Source organism: Pseudomonas sp. rhizo25 (assembly GCF_031931935.1).
In the GTDB taxonomy this organism is placed as follows: Bacteria; Pseudomonadota; Gammaproteobacteria; order Pseudomonadales; family Pseudomonadaceae; genus Aquipseudomonas; species Aquipseudomonas synxantha.
In genome coordinates, this window is record NZ_JAUJXA010000010.1 from 53,040 (window position 1) to 72,883 (window position 19,844).

General features: G+C 61.5%; 11 protein-coding genes. 3 read left to right on the forward strand and 8 right to left on the reverse strand.

Features of this window, described 5'->3' with window-relative positions:
* Positions 1-53: 53 nt before the first annotated feature.
* The 3 genes from QZR30_RS20270 to purL form a co-directional block, all read right to left on the reverse strand.
* Complete coding sequence (locus tag QZR30_RS20270; protein ID WP_236708737.1) at positions 54-347, reverse strand: DUF6124 family protein; 294 nt, start codon at positions 345-347, stop codon at positions 54-56.
* Between the two features lie 309 nt (positions 348-656).
* Positions 657-968, reverse strand: coding sequence for an NGG1p interacting factor 3 protein, NIF3 (locus QZR30_RS20275; RefSeq protein ID WP_046069418.1), 312 nt, complete (start codon positions 966-968; stop codon positions 657-659).
* A gap of 4 nt (positions 969-972) precedes the next feature.
* The gene (purL, locus tag QZR30_RS20280; RefSeq protein ID WP_274355912.1) at positions 973-4,869 is read right to left on the reverse strand and encodes a phosphoribosylformylglycinamidine synthase; all 3,897 of its coding nucleotides are present in this window, start codon (positions 4,867-4,869) and stop codon (positions 973-975) included.
* 286 nt (positions 4,870-5,155) lie between these two features.
* Here purL and mltF point away from each other — a divergent pair, with 286 nt between their 5' ends.
* A complete protein-coding gene (gene mltF, locus QZR30_RS20285; RefSeq protein ID WP_056847571.1) occupies positions 5,156-6,616 on the forward strand; it encodes a membrane-bound lytic murein transglycosylase MltF in 1,461 nt (486 codons plus the stop codon).
* A gap of 123 nt (positions 6,617-6,739) precedes the next feature.
* Here mltF and QZR30_RS20290 read toward each other — a convergent pair whose 3' ends face one another.
* The 5 genes from QZR30_RS20290 to treP form a co-directional block, all read right to left on the reverse strand.
* Complete coding sequence (locus tag QZR30_RS20290) at positions 6,740-7,018, reverse strand: PTS transporter subunit EIIB (RefSeq protein WP_311904039.1); 279 nt, start codon at positions 7,016-7,018, stop codon at positions 6,740-6,742.
* Positions 7,019-7,020: 2 nt separating this feature from the next.
* Positions 7,021-9,549 (reverse strand): phosphoenolpyruvate--protein phosphotransferase, encoded by a 2,529-nt coding sequence (ptsP, locus tag QZR30_RS20295; RefSeq protein ID WP_311904040.1) that lies wholly within the window; start codon positions 9,547-9,549, stop codon positions 7,021-7,023.
* Positions 9,550-9,645: 96 nt separating this feature from the next.
* On the reverse strand, positions 9,646-10,866 hold the full coding sequence (locus QZR30_RS20300; RefSeq protein WP_046069423.1) for a maltoporin: 1,221 nt from the start codon (positions 10,864-10,866) through the stop codon (positions 9,646-9,648).
* A 68-nt stretch (positions 10,867-10,934) separates the two neighbouring features.
* Positions 10,935-12,581 (reverse strand): alpha,alpha-phosphotrehalase, encoded by a 1,647-nt coding sequence (gene treC, locus QZR30_RS20305; RefSeq protein ID WP_059396538.1) that lies wholly within the window; start codon positions 12,579-12,581, stop codon positions 10,935-10,937.
* A 73-nt stretch (positions 12,582-12,654) separates the two neighbouring features.
* A complete protein-coding gene (gene treP, locus QZR30_RS20310) occupies positions 12,655-14,097 on the reverse strand; it encodes a PTS system trehalose-specific EIIBC component (protein WP_046069425.1) in 1,443 nt (480 codons plus the stop codon).
* Positions 14,098-14,334: 237 nt separating this feature from the next.
* Between treP and treR the strand changes: the two genes are divergently transcribed.
* Positions 14,335-15,039 (forward strand): trehalose operon repressor, encoded by a 705-nt coding sequence (treR, locus tag QZR30_RS20315; protein ID WP_046069426.1) that lies wholly within the window; start codon positions 14,335-14,337, stop codon positions 15,037-15,039.
* Positions 15,040-15,127: 88 nt separating this feature from the next.
* Complete coding sequence (locus tag QZR30_RS20320) at positions 15,128-19,840, forward strand: membrane-targeted effector domain-containing toxin (protein ID WP_311904042.1); 4,713 nt, start codon at positions 15,128-15,130, stop codon at positions 19,838-19,840.
* Positions 19,841-19,844: the final 4 nt, after the last annotated feature.

Consider the following 19,844-nt stretch of genomic DNA (forward strand, 5'->3'; position numbering starts at 1 on the left):
CATTCAAAATGTGGGAGGGGGCTTGCTCCCGATTGGCCCTTACAGGCGCCTGATTACTTCTGCTCAGGCACCTCAACTAAATCCAGCACCCGATCCACCATCAACTGAATGCCCTCTACCATCCGATGAATGCCCAGCACGACATCACGCTGGGGGCCATCGACATCAAAAGCCAGATTACCCGCCAGTGCCTGTACGGATGCCAGGTCTTGGGAAGCATTGGCGAGCAGGGTTTCGCTGTTCAGACTGGGTATTACGGTGAAGATCTGGTCGGACGGTAAATCACCAGCTTGGCGGGACTCGGCTTGAGATGAGATTGAACCAGTTAGCAAGTTGTCGCTGATCATCATTAAACTCCATATGGAATAGGCTCCTAGTGATTTTTCAGGCTTGCAGTCCCGGTCACTGAATTGGCAGCGACTCGAGAAGGTTAGTTGTGCGAGTTCCGACGGACAACCTGAAAGGCTTGTCGGAAAGTTCTGAGGCGCTTGCACCGACGCCATCGCAGGCAAGCCAGCTCCCACATGGGATTGATGTACGGTCTGACAACGGGGTCAAATGTGGGAGCTGGCTTGCCTGCGATTGGCACTTACAGCCAACAAAAAACCCGCTGACCAAACTGGCCCAGCGGGTTTCTTGTTTATGCAGCCAGCCGATCAAAAATCCACCAACTGCCACACCTCATACGCTGGAGTCTCATACGGGTGGCTAAGTTTGAGAGCAGCTACAACAGCCACAATCAACTCATCCGCCACCACCAGCTCAACCTTCCATTCCTCAACCACTTCAACCTGCCCCACCTGCCCGATAAACGGCTGGCTGCCGTCCAACGCGCGGAATTGGCCCTGGCCCAGCACTTGCCAGGCGCAGCTGTCGTAGTCGCCGATGCGCCCACCGCCGGCTGCGAAGACGGCGGTTTTCACCGTCTCTACATGGCTGTCGGGCACGAAGAAGGCGAGCTTGTACACGGCCTTAGTTCACCCACACGCGAGCGTTGCGGAACATGCGCATCCAGGCGCCGTCTTCGTTCCACTCTTCCGGGCGCCACGAGTTCTGCACGGCGCGGAATACACGCTCCGGGTGCGGCATCATGATGGTGACGCGACCGTCGCGGCTGGTGAGGCCGGTAATGCCGCGTGGCGAGCCGTTCGGGTTGGCTGGGTAGGTTTCGGTGACCTTGCCGTGGTTGTCGACAAAACGCAGGGCCACGGTGCCGGACAGATCGGCTTCAAGCAGCGCTTCTTCGCTGGCGAATTCGGCATGGCCTTCACCGTGGGCGATGGCGATTGGCATACGCGAACCGGCCATGCCTTGCAGGAAGATCGAGTTGGACTCCTGCACCTGCACCATGGCGACGCGGGCTTCGAACTGCTCGGAACGGTTGCGCACAAAGTGCGGCCAGAACTCGCTGCCCGGGATCAGTTCGCTGAGGTTGGACATCATCTGGCAACCGTTGCACACACCCAGGGTGAAGCTGTCGTTGCGTTCGAAGAAGCCCTGGAACGCGTCGCGAGCGCGGCTGTTGAACAGCGCCGACTTGGCCCAGCCTTCACCGGCACCCAGCACGTCGCCGTAGGAGAAACCACCGCAGGCCACCAGGCCTTTGAACTCGTTGAGATCAACGCGACCGGCGAGGATGTCGCTCATGTGCACGTCAATCGCATTGAAACCGGCGCGATCGAACGCCGCGGCCATTTCCACCTGACCGTTGACGCCCTGCTCACGCAGCACGGCGACCTGTGGGCGGATGCCCTTCTTGATGTACGGCGCGGCGATGTCCTGGTTGACGTCGAAGCTGAGCATGGTGCTCAGGCCCGGGTTGTCTTCTTCCAGGATCGCGTCAAACTCCTGCTCGGCGCACTCGACGTTGTCGCGCAGGCGCTGGATCTGGTAGCTGGTTTCGGCCCACTGGCGTTGCAGCAGGCGGCGCTGGCCGGCAAACACCGTATCGCCATTGAAGGAGATGTTGACTTCACCGTTGTTGATCGGCTGGCCGATGACGGCCACGCAGTCGTCCAGGCCGGCGGCGCTGAATTGTGCGAGTACGTCCGGAGTCGCGTCCTGGCGAACCTGGATCACGGCGCCCAACTCTTCGTTGAACAGGATGCCATTGATCTCGGCGGCATCCTCGGCAACGCTGTCGAGCACGATGTTCAGGCCGCAGTGGCCAGCGAAGGCCATCTCGACAACGCTGGTCAGCAAACCACCGTCGGAGCGGTCGTGGTAAGCCAGCAGGTGACCGTCGGCGTTGAGGCCCTGGATCACGGCGAAGAAGGCTTTCAGGTCTTCGGCGTCATCGACGTCCGGTGCCTGTTTGCCCAACTTGCCATGGGTCTGCGCCAGGATCGAAGCGCCCATGCGGTTCTGGCCACGGCCCAGGTCGATCAGGATCAGGTCGGTGGTGCCCTTGTCCATGCGCAGTTGCGGGGTCAGGGTCTGGCGGATGTCGGTGACCGGCGCAAAGCCGGTAACGATCAGCGACAGCGGCGAGGTCACGCTCTTGTCGGTGCCATCTTCGTTCCAACGGGTGGCCATGGACATGGAGTCCTTGCCCACCGGAATGGTGATACCCAGTTCCGGGCACAGCTCCATGCCGACGGCTTTGACCGTATCGTACAGGCGCGCATCTTCACCGGGGTGGCCGGCAGCGGACATCCAGTTGGCCGACAGCTTGATGTCGGACAGCTTGCCAATACGCGAGGCAGCGATGTTGGTCAGGGTTTCGCCAATGGCCATGCGGCCCGACGCCGGAGCGTCCAGCAGGGCCAGCGGCGTGCGCTCGCCCATGGCCATGGCTTCACCGGTGTAAACGTCGAAGCTGGTGGCGGTGACGGCAACGTCGGCCACCGGCACCTGCCATGGGCCAACCATTTGGTCACGGGCCACCAGGCCGGTGATGGTGCGGTCGCCGATGGTTATCAAAAAGCTTTTGCTCGCCACGGCCGGGTGGTGCAGCACGCGCTCAATGCTGTCGGCCAGCTCCAGCGTGCTTGGGTCGAAATCATCGCCCAGCTCGGTTTCGCGCACGGCCGAACGGTGCATGCGCGGTGCCTTGCCCAGCAGCACTTCCAGCGGCATGTCTACCGGGCTGTTGCCGAAGTGGCTATCGGTAACCGTCAGCTGCGGCTCGGCAGTGGCTTCGCCGACCACGGCAAACGGGCAACGCTCGCGTTCGCAGATGGCCTGGAAGCGTGCGAAGTCTTCGGGGCCGACGGCCAGCACGTAGCGTTCCTGGGATTCGTTACTCCAGATTTCGTGCGGGGCCATGCCCGGCTCGTCATTTGGAATGTTGCGCAGTTCGAAGCGGCCACCGCGGTCGCCATCGTTGACCAGTTCCGGGAAGGCGTTGGACAAACCGCCGGCGCCGACGTCGTGGATGAAGCTGATCGGGTTCTTGTCGCCCAATTGCCAGCAACGGTCGATGACTTCCTGGCAGCGGCGTTCCATCTCAGGGTTTTCGCGCTGTACGGAAGCGAAGTCCAGGTCGGCCGAGCTGGTGCCGGTGGCCATGGAGGAAGCTGCGCCGCCGCCCAGGCCGATCAACATCGCTGGACCGCCGAGTACGATCAGCTTGGAACCAACCAGAATCTCGCCTTTCTTGACGTGTTCTTCGCGGATGTTGCCCATCCCGCCGGCCAACATGATCGGCTTGTGATAGCCGCGCACTTCATCACCACGGGGGGTGGTGATGGACTGTTCGAAGGTACGGAAGTAACCGGTGAGCGCCGGACGCCCGAATTCGTTGTTGAACGCGGCGCCGCCCAGGGGGCCTTCGATCATGATGTCCAGCGCGGTGACGATGCGCTCAGGCTTGCCGTACGGCACTTCCCACGGCTGTTCGAAGCCCGGAATCTGCAGGTTGGACACGGTAAAACCGGTGAGGCCCGCCTTGGGCTTGGCGCCACGGCCGGTGGCGCCTTCGTCACGGATTTCGCCGCCAGACCCGGTGGCTGCGCCCGGGAACGGGGCAATCGCGGTCGGGTGGTTGTGGGTTTCAACCTTCATCAGGATGTGCACCGGCTCCTGCACCGCGCCGTACTGGCGGGTTTCCGGGTCCGGGAAGAAGCGGCCGGCGACGGAGCCGACGATGACCGAGGCGTTGTCTTTATAAGCCGACAGAACGCCTTCGCTGTGCATCACGTAGGTGTTCTTGATCATGCCGAACAGGCTTTTTTCCTGGCTCTCGCCGTCGATGTCCCAACTGGCGTTGAAGATCTTGTGACGGCAGTGCTCGGAGTTGGCCTGGGCAAACATCATCAGTTCGATGTCGTGGGGGTTGCGCTTCAAGCCGGTGAAGGCGTTGACCAGGTAGTCGATCTCGTCTTCGGCCAGGGCCAGGCCCAATTCGGTGTTGGCCTTCTCGAGGGCGGCGCGGCCACCGCCGAGCACGTCAATCGCGGTCAGCGGCTTGGGCTCAGCGTGGCTGAACAGCCCGGCAGCCTGTTCCAACTGGCTGACGATGATCTGGGTCATGCGGTCGTGCAGGCTGCTGGCGATCAGCTCGGCTTCGGCATCGCTGAACTGGCCAGCGACGTAAAAGGCGATCCCACGCTCCAGGCGCTGGATTTTATCCAGGCCGCAGTTGCGGGCGATGTCGCTGGCCTTGCTCGACCAGGGCGAGATGGTGCCGAACCGCGGCAGAACCAGGAACAAGCGGCCGGTCGGCTCTTGCACGGGAACGCTGGGGCCGTACTTCAGAAGGCGTGCCAGCACTTGCTGTTCGTCGGCGGTCAAGACGCCGGTTACGTCGGCGAAGTGAGCAAATTCAGCATAAAGGCCTGTAACAGCTGGAACCTTCTGGCTCAGTTGTTCAAGGAGTTTGCTGTGGCGAAAGGCAGAAAGGGCAGGAGCGCCGCGCAGGATCAACATCTTCGGGACAGCCTCGGAAGGGGGTGTGCTTTGAGGCCGTGCATTCTAGCGTAAACCTTCGCCAACGGCACCCGAAACGCTACCGGTGGCCGCAGCCGAACGTCAGTTGGCAGGGTTTGCACGCGATCGTGGCGTTATCCACGGCGTTGGGCGCAGTTATTTTAACCGTCACAATCGCTCGCCAAGCCGCGTTTCTGCGGGCTGCAGCACAGTTTTAGCGGCGCTAGCAGACAAGTGCGCCGCTGTCGAGATATGGCGCCGTGGGCCGTTTGCGTATACTGCGCAGATGTTCTCCCCAACCGTTTTGCGCCCGCGATGGGTCAAATGGCTCATCGCCACCTTGCTCTTCCTGATGCTCAGTGCCTGTGTTGACAAACCCAGCACCCTCGAGCGAATCAAGGAGGATGGCGTATTGCGGGTGGTCACCCGGAACAGCCCGGCCACGTATTTCCAGGACCGCAACGGTGAAACCGGTTTCGAATACGAACTGGTCAAGCGCTTTGCCGACGAACTGGGAGTTAAGCTGGAAATCGAGACCGCCGATAACCTCGACGAGCTGTTCAACCAGTTGGGCAAGCCCAACGGCCCGGTACTTGCCGCTGCCGGCCTGGTCAGCAGCGAACAGCGCCAACAGCAGGTGCGATTTTCCCACCCATACCTGGAAGTGACCCCGCAGATCATCTACCGCAACGGCCAATCGCGCCCCACCAATGCCGCCGATCTTGTGGGCAAGAAGATCATGGTGCTCAAGGGCAGCACCCACGCCGAGCAGCTGGCGGCGTTGAAAAAGCAGAATCCTGCAATCGAATACGAAGAATCCGACGCCGTTGAGGTAGTTGATCTGCTGCGCATGGTGGACGAGGGGCAGATCGACCTGACCCTGGTGGACTCCAATGAAGTGGCGATGAATCAGGTGTACTTTCCCAACGTGCGCGTGGCGTTCGACCTCGGCAATGCCAGCCACCAGAGCTGGGCCGTGGCCGCCGGCGACGACAACAGCCTGCTCAATGAGATCAACGGCTACCTGGACAAAGTCGAAAAGAATGGCACGCTGCAGCGTCTGAAAGATCGCTATTACGGGCACGTCGATGTACTCGGCTATGTGGGCGCCTATACCTTCGCCCAGCACCTGCAACAGCGCCTGCCCAAGTACGAGAAGCATTTTCGCGCCTATGCCAAGGCCGAAAAGGTCGATTGGCGGCTGTTGGCAGCCATCGGTTACCAGGAATCGCTGTGGCAACCGACCGTCACCTCCAAGACCGGCGTGCGCGGCCTGATGATGCTGACCCAGAACACCGCACAGGCCATGGGCGTGTCCAACCGCCTGGATGCCAAGCAGAGCATCATGGGCGGCGCCAAGTACCTGGCCAAGATCAAGGATGAACTTGACGACAAGATCGCTGAGCCCGACCGCACCTGGTTCGCCCTCGCCGCTTATAACGTGGGTACCGGCCACCTGGAAGACGCACGCCTGCTGGCGAAGAAAGAAGGCCTGAACCCGAACAAGTGGCTGGACGTGAAGAAGATGCTGCCACGCCTGTCGCAGAAGCAGTGGTACAGCAAGACCCGCTACGGCTACGCCCGGGGTGGCGAGCCGGTGCACTTTGTGGCGAACATCCGGCGTTACTACGACATCCTCACCTGGGTGACCCAGCCGCAGCTGGAAGGCGACCAAGTGGTCGAAGGCAACCTGCATGTGCCGGGTGTGGACAAGACCAAGCCGCCGCAGGACAGCCCGCAATTATAAGAACACTGAATACCAATGTGGGAGGGGGCTTGCTCCCGATAGCCTGGTGCCAGTCACTACTACAGTGACTGATCCACCGCCATCGGGAGCAAGCCCCCTCCCACATTTTGATCTGCGCTTGGCTTAGAGGCCGGTGATTAGATGGACTACGCCGCCCGACAACACCATCACGCCTGCTACACCCGCCGCCTTCAACGCCGCCTCATCCAACCGCCCCGCATCCTGCAACTGCACCCTCACCCGAGTCAGCGCCACACGCTGTTGTGACTTGAGATTCTCGGCGCCGCCCAAGGCACTCAGCACATCGGCGGCCAACAGGCTCGGGGTCGTCGGTGCAACCGTCTCGGCAATCAGGTCCGGTGTCAGGGCTTTCCAGAATGCCCGCTGCAATTTCTCGAACATGCTCAGTGCTCCATGACAGGTGAGGTTTCAACGGTGGCCGCGTGGTACAGGCGCAGGGCCTCACGCACTTGGCCGGCTTCTTCCAGGCCCAGCACCTGGCGGGCGATGAGTTGGCAGTCGACCAGTTCCAGTTCGCGCACGGTGGCCTTGATGCTCGGGATCAGCGGCACGCTGACCGACAGTTCATCCACGCCAAGTCCGATCAACACCGGCACCGCCAGTGGTTCAGAGGCCAGCGCACCACACACGCCCACCCACTTGCCATGGGCGTGGGCCGCCTTGACGGTGCTGGCGATCAGGCGCAACACAGCGGGGTGGAAGCTGTCGGCCTGGCTGGCCAGGCGCGGGTGATCGCGGTCCATGGCCAGGGTGTATTGGGTCAGGTCATTGGTGCCGATGGAAAAGAAATCCACATGGGGCGCAAACACATCCGCCATCAACGCCGCCGAAGGCACTTCAATCATGATGCCGAGCTTGGGCAATTCGGTGAGCCCGAGCGCCAGCGCTTCTTCTTCGAGCATCCGGCGCGCCAGGTGCAGCTCGCAGAGCTGGCTGACCATCGGCAGCATGATATGCAGCCGCGCCAAGCCCGCACTGGCGAGGATCGCGCGAAACTGTTCGCGCAGCAGTTCGGGCCGTTCCAGGCACAGCCGAATACCCCGCAAACCCAGGAACGGGTTGGTCTCGCTTTCCATCGGCACATAGGCCAAGGGTTTGTCGCCTCCCACGTCCAGGGTGCGCACCACCAGATTGCGCTCGGCGCCAAGGGCACGGGCGATGGCGCTGTAGGTGCCGGCTTGTTCCTCCGGGCTCGGGGCACGGTTGCGGTCCAGGTAGAGGAACTCCGAACGCAGCAGGCCCACGCCTTCACCGCCCAGGGTCAGGGACTGCTCGACTTCCTGCAGCGAGGCGACGTTGGCCGTGACTTCGACGTGATGGCCGTCGCGAGTGATTGCCGCCAGGGATGCCTGTGCGATTTCACGCTGCAGCCGCAGCTTTTGCTGCTGGCGAACCGCCTGCAGTTGTTCGATTTCAGCCAGGTCCGGTTCCAGGTGCATCTCGCCTTTATCGGCGTCAAGCAGTACCCGTTTGCCGTTGGCCAGAGCCAATACTTGAGCCGGCACCCCGCAAATGGACGGCAGGCCGAGCGCCCGAGCGAGGATGGCCACGTGGCTGGTAGCCCCGCCGGCCACCGTGACGAAACCCAGCACTTTACTGGTATCCAGGCCGGCGGTTTGTGAGGGCGTCAGTTGTTCGGCGACCAGGATGGCGCACTCAGGCAGGTCCAATGAGCGTTCGGGAACACCCAGGATCAGTTTGAGCACGCGCTGGCCGACATCGGCCAGGTCCGCCGCACGCTCGGCGAGCAGCGCCTTGCACAAGCCTTCGAAGAGTTTCGCCGTCGCCAGCGTGGCGCTGTTCCAGGCAAAGGCGGCGCTCTTGCCTTGGGCGAGCAGGCCGTGGGCTTGCTCCAGCAGGGTCGGGTCTTCGAGCAATTCCTGGTGGGCGCGGAAAATTTCGGCCTGGGCACTGCCGGCGGCCTTGGCTTGCAAGGCTTGCAGCGCTTCGGCTGCCGTCCGCAGGCCACGCGCCAATGCGGCACGCTCGAAGGTTTCGCCGGCACCGGCTTCGGGAATATTCAGCGCCGGTTCGGCCACTTGGACGACCTGCCCAAACGCCGAGCCCGGCGACGCACACACGCCCCGCATCAAGGTTGCCGATGACACCGGCGCGGCAGGCTTGACTACTTCGACCGCCGCCACCGTCTCGCCACAGCCGTCCAGCAACAACGCCACCAGCGCCTGGATCGCCGCCTCGGCATCCGCGCCCGCCGCGCTCACTTGCAGGCTGTCTCCCCGGGACGTCTGCAGCGCCATGATCGCCACCAGCGACTTGGCATTCGCGCTCTGGGTTTGCTTGTGCAGGTAGATGCTTGAACTGAACCCTTTCGCCGCCTGGGCAAGCACTGCCGCTGGGCGAGCGTGCAAACCGTTGGCGTTGGGCAAGGTCAGGGGCTTGGAGAACAGCGCATCGCCCTCCTCTTCATCGGCTTCCGATGACGCTTGCCCGGGGGACACTCGTAACAGTGGCTGGCCTTCCTCGACGGCGCCCTGATCGGGCACCAGCAACACAAATGGCTCGCCACTGACGACCAGCATCAGGGTCAGCAGGCTACGTGCATGCAGTGCCACATAGTCGGCGTCGAACTCAATCAGCGGCTGCCCGGCTTCCACCTGCTGGCCCTCCTCAACCAGACGGGTGAAGCCCTGACCCGCCAGGTTCACGGTGTCCAGGCCGATATGCAACAGCACCTGCACGCCGTTGTCGTCGGTGACACTCACAGCATGACCGCTGTCCTGGATATTGCTGATCACCCCGGCCAGCGGCGCGCAGAGCGTCTGCGAGGTGGGATCGATGCACAGGCCGTCGCCGATCACGCGGCTGGAAAACACTGGGTCGGGTACCTGATCCAGCGCCAGCAGCATCCCGGACAGGGGCGCCAGCAGTTCCAGGGGTTGAGATGGGGTCATGACTTCACCTGTTGGGTTGTTCTGTAAAAATCATTGGGTGGGATGGCACAGATCAAATGTGGGAGCGGGCTTGCTCGCGCCCACATTAGTTCGCGGTTATTTCCACCAGTATTCGACTTGCACGCCCATGTTCGATCCATGCCGTGCCGTGCCATAGGCACCGGTATCAGATAACGCCGAGCCCGCCGCGAGTTCATTCGCTGCGCGCTTGGCCGCCTGGTTCCAGCTGGCATAGGTGTAGTACAACCGCACTTCCGGCCGCGCCCAGAATTCCGGGCCTTTGGGCGACCAGGTCGGCGCGAACGTGAATTTGCTCAGCTTGCGTGTACCGCCGGTAGCCTCGACCTGATCGTGGCCCAGTTCAGCGACCAGCTTGAATTGCTCGCTGATGGCATACGCCGGGCGTACACCCAGGGACATCCAGTTCTGGTCCTGACGCCCCGGGCGTACATCCTTCTGGTAAACCGCCTGGACTTGCCCACCGAAACGCGGGGTCACCTGCCAGTCAAAGAATTCCACGGCACGGTAGCTTTTGCTGCTCTTGTCCAACCGGGTATTGCCGGTGTAGCCCAACCCAGTGCCTGGACCTTCGCCGTACTGCAAGGCAAATTTGTTCTTGCCGCCCAGGAACGCGGTTTGCACATGCTGCGCGGTCAGCGCCCAACCGCTGTTGGTGTCACGCCCACCGGCCTTGGCGATATAACTCAAGCCAAGCTCCAGCTCGCCGCCCGGGTTGGTGTTGAAACCGGCCACGTTGAAGTCGTGACGGGTGGCGTATTCCTTCTGGTACAGGTTGTCCTTGCGCGACAGGGCGTAGCTGTATTTCAAACCGCCGATCAGCACATCCTCGATCCCGCCACCGGTGGCGCTCTGGTTCCAGTAGTAGAAGTCGGAGATATGGATGTCGTTACGTTTGTAGTAGCGCCGCCCGGCCCACAGCGAACCGCCGTTGAGGCTGGGCAGGTTGGACCATTGCGCATACATCTGCGGCATGCGTGCCGAGCCGTTGTTTTCACCCTGGAACTTCAGGGCGCGGTCGTACTTGTTGTAGAGGGAGGCCATGGCATCCACGCTGAGCACTGAGCCGTCATCGAACGTCAGCAGGTCCTGGCGCAATTCCAGTTCGGCATATTGCTCGCATTCGTTACCCAAGCGGTATTTGGTTTGCGCCCCCGGCAGTTGGAAGCACTGCTGCTTGCCGCTGCCCGTTGACGTGCCCGCGCCACTGCGCAAGTAACCGGCGAACTCCAGGGCCTGGGCGCCAAACGGCACAGCAAGGCACGACGTAATAAGGCCCAGTTTTATTGTTGTTTTCATGAAGCGCTCCTTTATTTTTATTGTTTTTTCTTACTTTGATGCGTGATGCGATTACCGGTAGAGGCGGCTCAGTCCTTGAGATGCAGCACAAACGATTCGTAAGGGCGCAACACCACCGTGCTCGTGCGCGCCGGGCAATCGGGGTAATTGCTGATGAGCAGCCGCTGCGCGCTCGACGGATTGATCACCTGGTCGGGCAGCTGGATTTCGCACGGCGTGCCGTAGAAGTTGTTGAGCACCAGCAGGCGCTCGCCATGGCCTTCGCGCACGTACGCCCAGACCTGGCGATGGTCTTGCAGCAGTGGGCGATAAACGCCTTCCTGGATCAGCGGTTCGCGGCGCCGCAGGGCGATCAGGGCGCGGTAGTGATGCAGCACCGAATCCGGGTCATCCAGCTGGTTTTCAACGTTGATCTGCGCAGCGTTGGCCGCAACGCCAATCCAGGGCTCGCCACGACTGAAACCGGCATTGGCCTGGTTGCTCCACTGCATCGGCGTGCGACCGTTGTCGCGGGATTTCTGCATGATCGCCGCCATGCTCGACGCCTCGGACTCCCCGGCATCACGCTTGAGGCGGAAAATGTTCAGGGTTTCCACATCGCGGTACTGTTCGATCTTGTCGAAGCCCGGGTTGGTCATGCCCAGTTCCTCGCCCTGGTACACATACGGCGTGCCCTGGAGGAAGTGCAGCGCCGTGGCGAGCATCTTGGCCGAGACCACGCGGTATTCGCCGTCATCACCAAAACGCGAGACCACCCGCGGCTGGTCGTGGTTACACCAGAACAGCGCGTTCCAACCGCCACCGGCCTGCATACCCAGTTGCCAGTCGGAGAAAATCTGCTTGAGTTGCAGGAAATCGAAGTCGGCCTTCACCCACTTCTGCAGGTTGGGGTAATCGACTTTCAGATGGTGGAAGTTGAAAGTCATCGACAGCTCTTTCGAGGCCGGATTCGAGTAGCGGATGCAGTGTTCCAGGCTGGTGGACGACATCTCGCCGACGTTGATCAGGTCATGGCCTTCGAAGACTTCGCGGTGCATTTGCTGCAGGTAGGCGTGCACATACGGGCCGTCGGTATAGAAACGGCGGCCGTCGCTGTTGTCTTCGGGGAAGTCGGCGGGCTTGGAGATCAGGTTGATCACATCCAGGCGGAAACCGCCCACGCCTTTGTCACGCCAGAAGCGCATCAACTTGAACACTTCGGCACGCACCTTGGGGTTGTCCCAATTGAGGTCGGCCTGGGTATGGTCGAACAGGTGCAGGTAGTACTGCCCGGTCTGCGCTTCGTATTCCCAGGCCGAGCCGCCGAACTTGGATTCCCAGTTGTTCGGCTGGTCGCGCCAGATGTAGAAGTCGCGGTAGGGGTTGTCGAGACTGCTGCGCGCCTGCTGGAACCACTCGTGCTCGACGGAGGTGTGGTTGACCACGATATCGAGCATCAGCTTGATGCCACGCTTGGCCGCTTCGCTGATCAGCAGGTCACAGTCAGCCATGGTCCCGTAGCTGGGGTCGATGGCGTAGTAGTCGCTGATGTCGTAGCCGTTGTCGCGTTGCGGCGACCTCAGGAACGGGGTGATCCACAGGCAGTCCACCCCCAGCCATTTCAGGTAGTCAAGCTTATCCACGATGCCCAGCAGGTCACCGGTGGCGTTACCCGCGTGGCTATGGAAGCTTTTGGGGTAGATCTGGTAGATCACCGAGTGTTGCCAGTTTTGCATGGTGGGGTTCCTTCAATTAATTGTGTGCTGGCTTTGAGGGCCTCATCGGGGGCTTACCCCCGATGGCGGTGGATCAGGCGACCCGATACCCAGGCCGGATAATCTTCATGCTCAACACACAGGTCAGTACAAAGGGCACGACGATCGCGACGGCCATGCCGATCACAAACACCGGGATGTACTGCGGGATGATCGAGATAAACCCGGGCAGGCCTCCAACGCCGATGGCCGAGGCAGTGACCTTGTTCAACGACAGGAAAATACTGCCCAGCGCCGAACCCAGCAGCGCGGCATAGAACGGAAACTTGAAGCGCAGGTTCACCCCGAACATCGCCGGCTCGGTGATGCCGAAATAGGCGGAAATCGCCGAGGTCGAGGCCATGCTTTTGTCCCGCGCATTGCGGGTCATGTAGAACACCCCGAGTGCGGCGCTGCCCTGGGCCAGGTTGGACATGACGATCATCGGCCAGATAAAGGTGCCGCCCTGGGTGGAGATCAGCTGCAGGTCCACGGCCAGGAACATGTGGTGCATGCCGGTGATCACCAGCGGCGCATAGAGCAGGCCGAAGATCGCTCCACCGAGCATCGGCGCCAGGTCGAACAGCGTGACCACCCCTTCGGTGATGAGGATGCCGAGGTGACGGGTCACCGGGCCGATGATCGCCAGGGCCAGCACGCCAGTGACGACGATGGTAGTGATCGGCACCACGAGCAGTTGGATCGCATTGGGCACCCGCGCGCGCAGCCACTTCTCGATGACGCTCATCACATAGGCCGCGAGCAGGATCGGCAGGATCTGCCCCTGATACCCGACCTTCTCGATCTGGAACCAGCCGAAAATATCGAAATACGGCAGGCTCTGGCCGTCGAGGCCGGCGACCGCCTTGCCGTAGTTCCAGGCATTGAGCAGATCGGGGTGCACCAGCATCAGGCCAAGCACGATGCCGAGGATTTCACTGCCACCGAAACGTTTGGCCGCCGACCAGCCCACCAGTGCCGGCAGGAACACGAAGGAGGTATTGGCCATCAGGTTGATCAGGCTCCACAGGCCATCCAGGTTCGGATAGGCCTCCAGCAGCGTCTGGCCCTCGATGAACATGCCCTTGGCGCCCATCAGGTTGTTGATGCCCATGAGCAGGCCGGCAATGATCAGCGCTGGCAGGATCGGCATGAACACGTCGGAGAACACGCGCACCAGGCGCTGCATGGCGTTGGTCTTGTCAGCGCCCTTCTGCTTCACATCAGCAATGGTCGATGCCGCAAGACCGGTGACTTCACGCAAGGCGGCATAGACCCTTTCCACTTCGCCTGGGCCGATCACTACCTGGAACAGACCGCCGGTAAAGAACGATCCCTTGACCAGGTCGACCTGGTTCAACGCGCTGCTGTTGACCAGGCTCGGGTCCTTGAGCGCCAGGCGCAGGCGGGTCACGCAATGGGCAGCTTGCTCAAGGTTGTCGCGCCCACCGAGGTTCTCGAGAATCTCGCGGGCGATAGTCGGATAGTCGTGGCTCATGCTCGTTTTCCACTGTGATTGTTTTTATGGGTGGCAGTCGTTGGCAGCACGCCGAGGGCAAAAGTACTCGTCTGTACGAGTTAAATCAACAACTCGTCTGTACGAGTTACACTTTTGTTTATTAATGCGAACTTCCCGTCAGATTTTTCCCCTGGCTACACGGCTGCCCAATGGACAAACCCCACCTCTGCCACTAAGGTTCCTGCCTTGAATGCAAGCCGGGCATAGAGCCATCTCATGAGCAAATACAACCAGATCTATACGGATCTGCTTGCCAGCATCACCACCGAACGCCTGCAACGCGGTACGCGCCTGCCCTCTGAAACCGAGCTGATGGACGCCTACCAAGCCAGCCGTGGCACCGTGCGACGCGCCATTGAGCAGTTGCAGGAACGTGGCTTTGCCCAAAAGATCCATGGCAAGGGCACCTTTGTGTTGTCGCCCAACCCGATAGAGTTCCAGCTGGGCGGTATCGTCAGCTTCCATGAGACCCACGCCGACCTGGGCAATGACGTACGCACCGAGGTGGTTGAATTCACCCAGCTCCCGCTCGAAGGGCCACTGCTGCAACACTTCGAGGCCGACCCAGGCACGCTGATCACCCGTATCAAGCGGGTACGACGCATCGGCGGCAAACGGGTGATCCTGGACATCAACCACTTCATCGCCGAGCTGATTCCCGGCCTGGATCGCGAGATCGCCGAACAGTCGATCTACGCGTTTATAGAGCAGACGTTGCAGCTGCAGATCAGCTATGCGCAGCGCACCATCGAGGCCTTGCCGCGCAGCAAGGACGACCAGGCGCACCTGGACCTTGACGGGCAAAGCCATGTGATCGTGGTGAGTAACCAGACGTTCTTGCAGGACGGGCGGCAGTTCGAGTACACCGAATCGCGCCATACCCTGGACAAGTTCTACTTTTCGGATATCGCACGGCGCTGAGCACAGCCCCTTAGCCTAACTATGTAGCGCCCTCCCCGTGCCAGCCTGGGGGAATCTCGCCCTTCATTTTTGAAGGATGAGCACTCCCATGAGTTCGAGCGAAACCCACACCCTGCCCAACACCGCCGACAAGGCGGCCCTCAAGGCGCTGGCCGGACGCGTGATCCTGGCTTGCCCCAGCCTGCACGATACGGCTCACGAAACCGCCCGCGGCATTCTGAAAAAGCACGGCGTCGAGGGCCTCGACCCGGACGAGGTGTACTACCACCGCTTCAAGGCGGCCCAAAGCAATTCGCTGACCTTTACCGGCTGGGAACATGTCCTGGAAAAACCCTACGAGTCGACGACCCTGACCGAGTTGGTGATTCATCGATTCCGTGCCACCGACTATGACAACGCCGACCTGCTGGACCTGTACGGTGGTTTCTACACCAAAGGCCCGGAATACGGCGATTTCAACCAGACCAATGAAGTGCGCCTGCATGGCAACGAAGTGCTCAAGGACTTCTGGGCCCTCAAGTTCAGTGACCTTTACCGCGACAAGCTCGACAGCTTCTGGCAGGACCACGCCGAAGCCTTTCGCACCCAGGCCAAATGCAATTTCCTCAGCAAGGCGGTGCAAGCCCTCGAACTCAAGCACCTGAGTGCCGAAGACTTCCACACTTGCATCACGGCCGTGGCCCCGCACCTCAGCTGGCCGGTCAGCCTGGCCATGCTGCAAACCGACGTGGCGCCAGGCGCCAATGCGCAGGTCGCCGCCCTTGACCTGGACGGTCACGTGGCTACCAACCTGTTGCGCATCACTGACGCCGCCGGCCGGCAAATACTCTATGTGCCAGGTGAGCAGCAGGCCTTCAAAGTGTTCGACACCGCGGGGCAATTGCACTGGTGGTTGCTCGGGCTTATGGACGACAAGAAGACCCGTGACCTGTTCCTTTGCCACTTTTCCCTGACTGACCGCGAGGCCATGACCGACGGCATCACTGACCTGATGAATCGCCTGGTGCAGACCTGGGGCAAGTCGGATCATCACATGATCAACCAGAAGAACCAGGCGGTCACCACGGACGCCTTCAGTTGGTTGCGAGACCGCACCCGCGCAGCGATGTATGACGAAGCCGAGCAGTTGCTGACCACCAATGCGCAACTGAGCAAGAAAATCTGGATCGGTTACCTGAGTGCCGGCCTCAAGATATTCGGGCCGCTGGCTGTCATTGGATGGCCGATAGCCTTGCCGGTGCTGGGCGCCAGCATCGCCAACCTGGCCCTGAACATCGACCAGGCGGTCAATGGCCGAACCAGTGCCGAGCGCAAGGCCGGGGTGACCGGTTCGGTGTTCAGCGCGATCGACACCCTGTTCAACCTGGCAGCGCTGCATGGGCCTGGGCCTATCGCCGAAGTGGGTGCCGACGTCGATGCGGCGGAAGCGGCCGAGATGGCCAAGTACGACGAGGCGTTGAACCCCGAGGCTGCCGAACCGGCAAGCCCTGCCGTGCCGGCGCCCCCCGCACTGCCCCAGCTGCCCGACGCCGGCCTTGGGCAAATACCCTCGAGCTGGCGGCGCCTGCAAGGGCTGGAGGGTGCCACGGCGATGACCGAAGGCGGCCGTTTTGCACAGATCTACCGCATCAATGCCAACCCTTCGACCCTGATCAAGCTCAAGGACGCGGTGTTTTACGTGCGTTATGAAGCGGACGTAAACGGCGGCGGCACCTGGGCCATCATCGACCCGCTGAACCCCCACGCCAGCACCGGCTCACTGCCGGTACGCCTGAATGCCGAGGGCGAATGGGAGCGGGTGCTGCGCCCCTCCGAGGCGGTGCGCGGTGGCAGCCCCATGGACACCCCGACCACAAGTACCCGGCTGACGCCCGCGAGCGACTATCGCCGACCAACCTCATATGGGGCACCGGGTTTTGAAAACCCGCCCTCCAGCTTGCCGACCCCTTTTGATCTGAAGAACCAGAACAGTTTCGATATCGGCCTCGCCATGTCTGGGGGGCCGGACTACATCAAGCCAATCATCACCCCCACGGGCGAAGCTGGCAGCTTCAGCACCTCGGACTACTTCATCAATCCCATGCGGGCAAAAATCCTCACCAGCGCGCGCAACTTCTACGCCCGTCCACTTTTCGCCAGCAACCTGCCCGCGAAGCCGGCATTGCCTGCCATTACGCCAGGGATGGACGCCGACCAATTGTTTGATAAATGCCTGGCAAACGGCCCGGGGCTGGTCGTCGCCGAGAGCCCTAAACGCGTTGCCAGCACCTACATGCTGATCAAGCAGATGCCGCGCCTGGCCAAGCAGGGCGTCAAGACCCTGCACTTGCATCGGCTCTACAACGACCTTCATCAGGCAGATCTCGATGCGTTCGCCCGCAGTGGCGTCATGCCCGACCGCCTGGGTAAATACCTGCGCGAGCTGGACCCCGTCGAGATGGGCCGCTTCAACACCCTGGAGCTGCTACACGCCGCCCGCGACAACCATATACGCATCCAGGCCAGCGAATGCCTGGCCAACTACCTGCCCAAAGGGTCGGCGGTGGATGAGCAAATGTCCAAGAACTTCATCACCAGTGAAATCCTGCGCCTTGACCAGGCCAAAAACGGCGTCGGCAAATGGGTGGTGCTCACCGGGGCGCAAAACACCAACACCTTCAGAGGGGTGGCTGGAATCAGTGAAATAAACGGTGGGACCAGTCTGCGCATTACCGAGGAACTCGGCGGCGAAGGCAGCCAGATCAAGGTCGCTTATGGACCCAAGGTGAACAACCTGCCCACGTTCGATCAGGTAAAGCCGCCGCTCAATGCGCTGGACACCGACCTTTCCCTGCAAGTGCCGATGCGTGAGAGCGAACAAGTACACCCCTATATCTTTGAACAGAAAGACCTTGAAAGAACCCTCGGCTCGCCAGGGGACTGCGTCATGCAACAGACCCGCGATGAGCTGACGCTTATTCACCGCAACCGCCTGAACAAGCTTGTACGCAACCGCATCCAACACTCGGACGCCGGTTATTTCATTGATCGCGATGCCTTCCCAAGGCTCAACGGGGCTGTCTACAAGACGCTGCCTGAGCTGCGCGGCGCCCTGCGCGCAAACGGCCTCACGCTCAAAGGCCTGCCGCCGGCCAAGACGCTGGTTCCCGCAATAGAGCTGGAGCGCCCTGTCGAGCAGGCCGTTGTTGAAACCACCGCCGAAACGGGCGCGGCCCTGGCGCCTTCGGCCATTCCCACCGGCGCGGTGGAGGCCGGCCTACGGCCAGAAATTCCACCAGCGTGGGAAGCCAATGAAATCCTCGAGGGCCGCGACCCGGTCAGCGAGCCCGGCCGGGATCAAGGTATCTATCGTCTGGAGTCCAACCCGGCGGCGGCCATCCTGCTCAACGACACGCCGTATTACGTGCAGTATGTGAATGACGTCAATGGCGGCGGGCATTGGGCGATTGTCAGCCCTGAACATCCACTTGCCCTCTCGGAAGCCATCCCGGTGCGCTTCAACGCCCAGGGTGAATGGGAAGTGCTGCCCAGGCCTGGCTTGAAAGGCGGCGCCGGGCAACTCCTGAACCGGGTGCCTGGCCGCCGACCGGTGCCGACGGTGCAAAGCCCGGCCATCGCCTATGAAATACCGCCGGACCTGCGTGCCCCCCTGGAAAATGCCGCCGCAGGGCCTGGCACTGCGAAATATGCCCTGAGCGACGAGGGCGTGAACCTCTTTGACAACGGCGCCGACCCGTACGCGCCGTTCAAAAGCAGAAGGCAGCAACTGTTCAAGGATGCGGTGGCCTTCCTGCGTCGGTTCCGTGCAGCCAATCGCCCGCCCATTCCCTCGGTGCCAGCCAAGGCGCCCACGGCAACCTGGCTGGAGGCACTGCTGGAGGACGGACGTGGCATCGTGGTCGGCGAAGCCCACAGCGGCGTGGGCAGCAAACAACTGCTGATCGAGTACATGGAGTTACTGGCGCAGAAAAACGTCAAGACGTTGTACTGCGAGCACCTGCTGCGCGACTTTCACCAGGCAGCCCTGGACAGTTTTTTCGAAAGCGGCGAAATGCCCGAGACGCTCAGGCGCTACCTGCAGAGCCTCGATACCGGCATGGGCACCGATCCGCTGGGCCAATACAACTTCATGGAGCTGATCAAAGCCGCCCGCGCGCACAAGATCCGCATCCAGGCCATCGATTGCCTGGCCAGTTACCGTACCGACGGATTTATCCCGGCCGTGACCGATAGCCAGATCGCCCGAGGTGCGCAACGCCACGCCTTGATGAACTACTACGCAAGCACCGTGATCCGTGCCGACCAGGCGGCCCAAGGTGCGCACAAATGGGTGGCACTGGTGGGCAATACCCACGTCAGCAGCTACAAGGGGGTTCCCGGGCTGAGCGAACTGGAAGAAGTGCATGGCCTGAGGGTAGAGGATGTCGCGCCCGGGCAATCCCAAGGCATCATCCCGGACCCTGGCATCCCGGCAACCGGCGAGGAAGGCGCGGTGAAAAGCGACCTGCTGTTTCAGTCGCAGATCCCCCGGAAACCTGCAACCGCCGCGGAGTTCGACGCCCTGCTGCAACGCGCCGGAACGTTTACCGTCGACTCGTCATCGGTGTCGCCGACCCTGAAACATCGCAGCAAACTGGGGGAGTTGGTCTCTACGGATATTCGTAAGCAGAACGGCTACTTCTTCATCGAGCGACCCAATTGGCCGAGCGTGAGCGGTAAGCGCTTCGACAGCCTCAAAGCGTTGTTTGCCGCGCTTGAAGACATGGGTATGGTGATGGTTGGCAAACCGGTGCCGCTATGAGCAG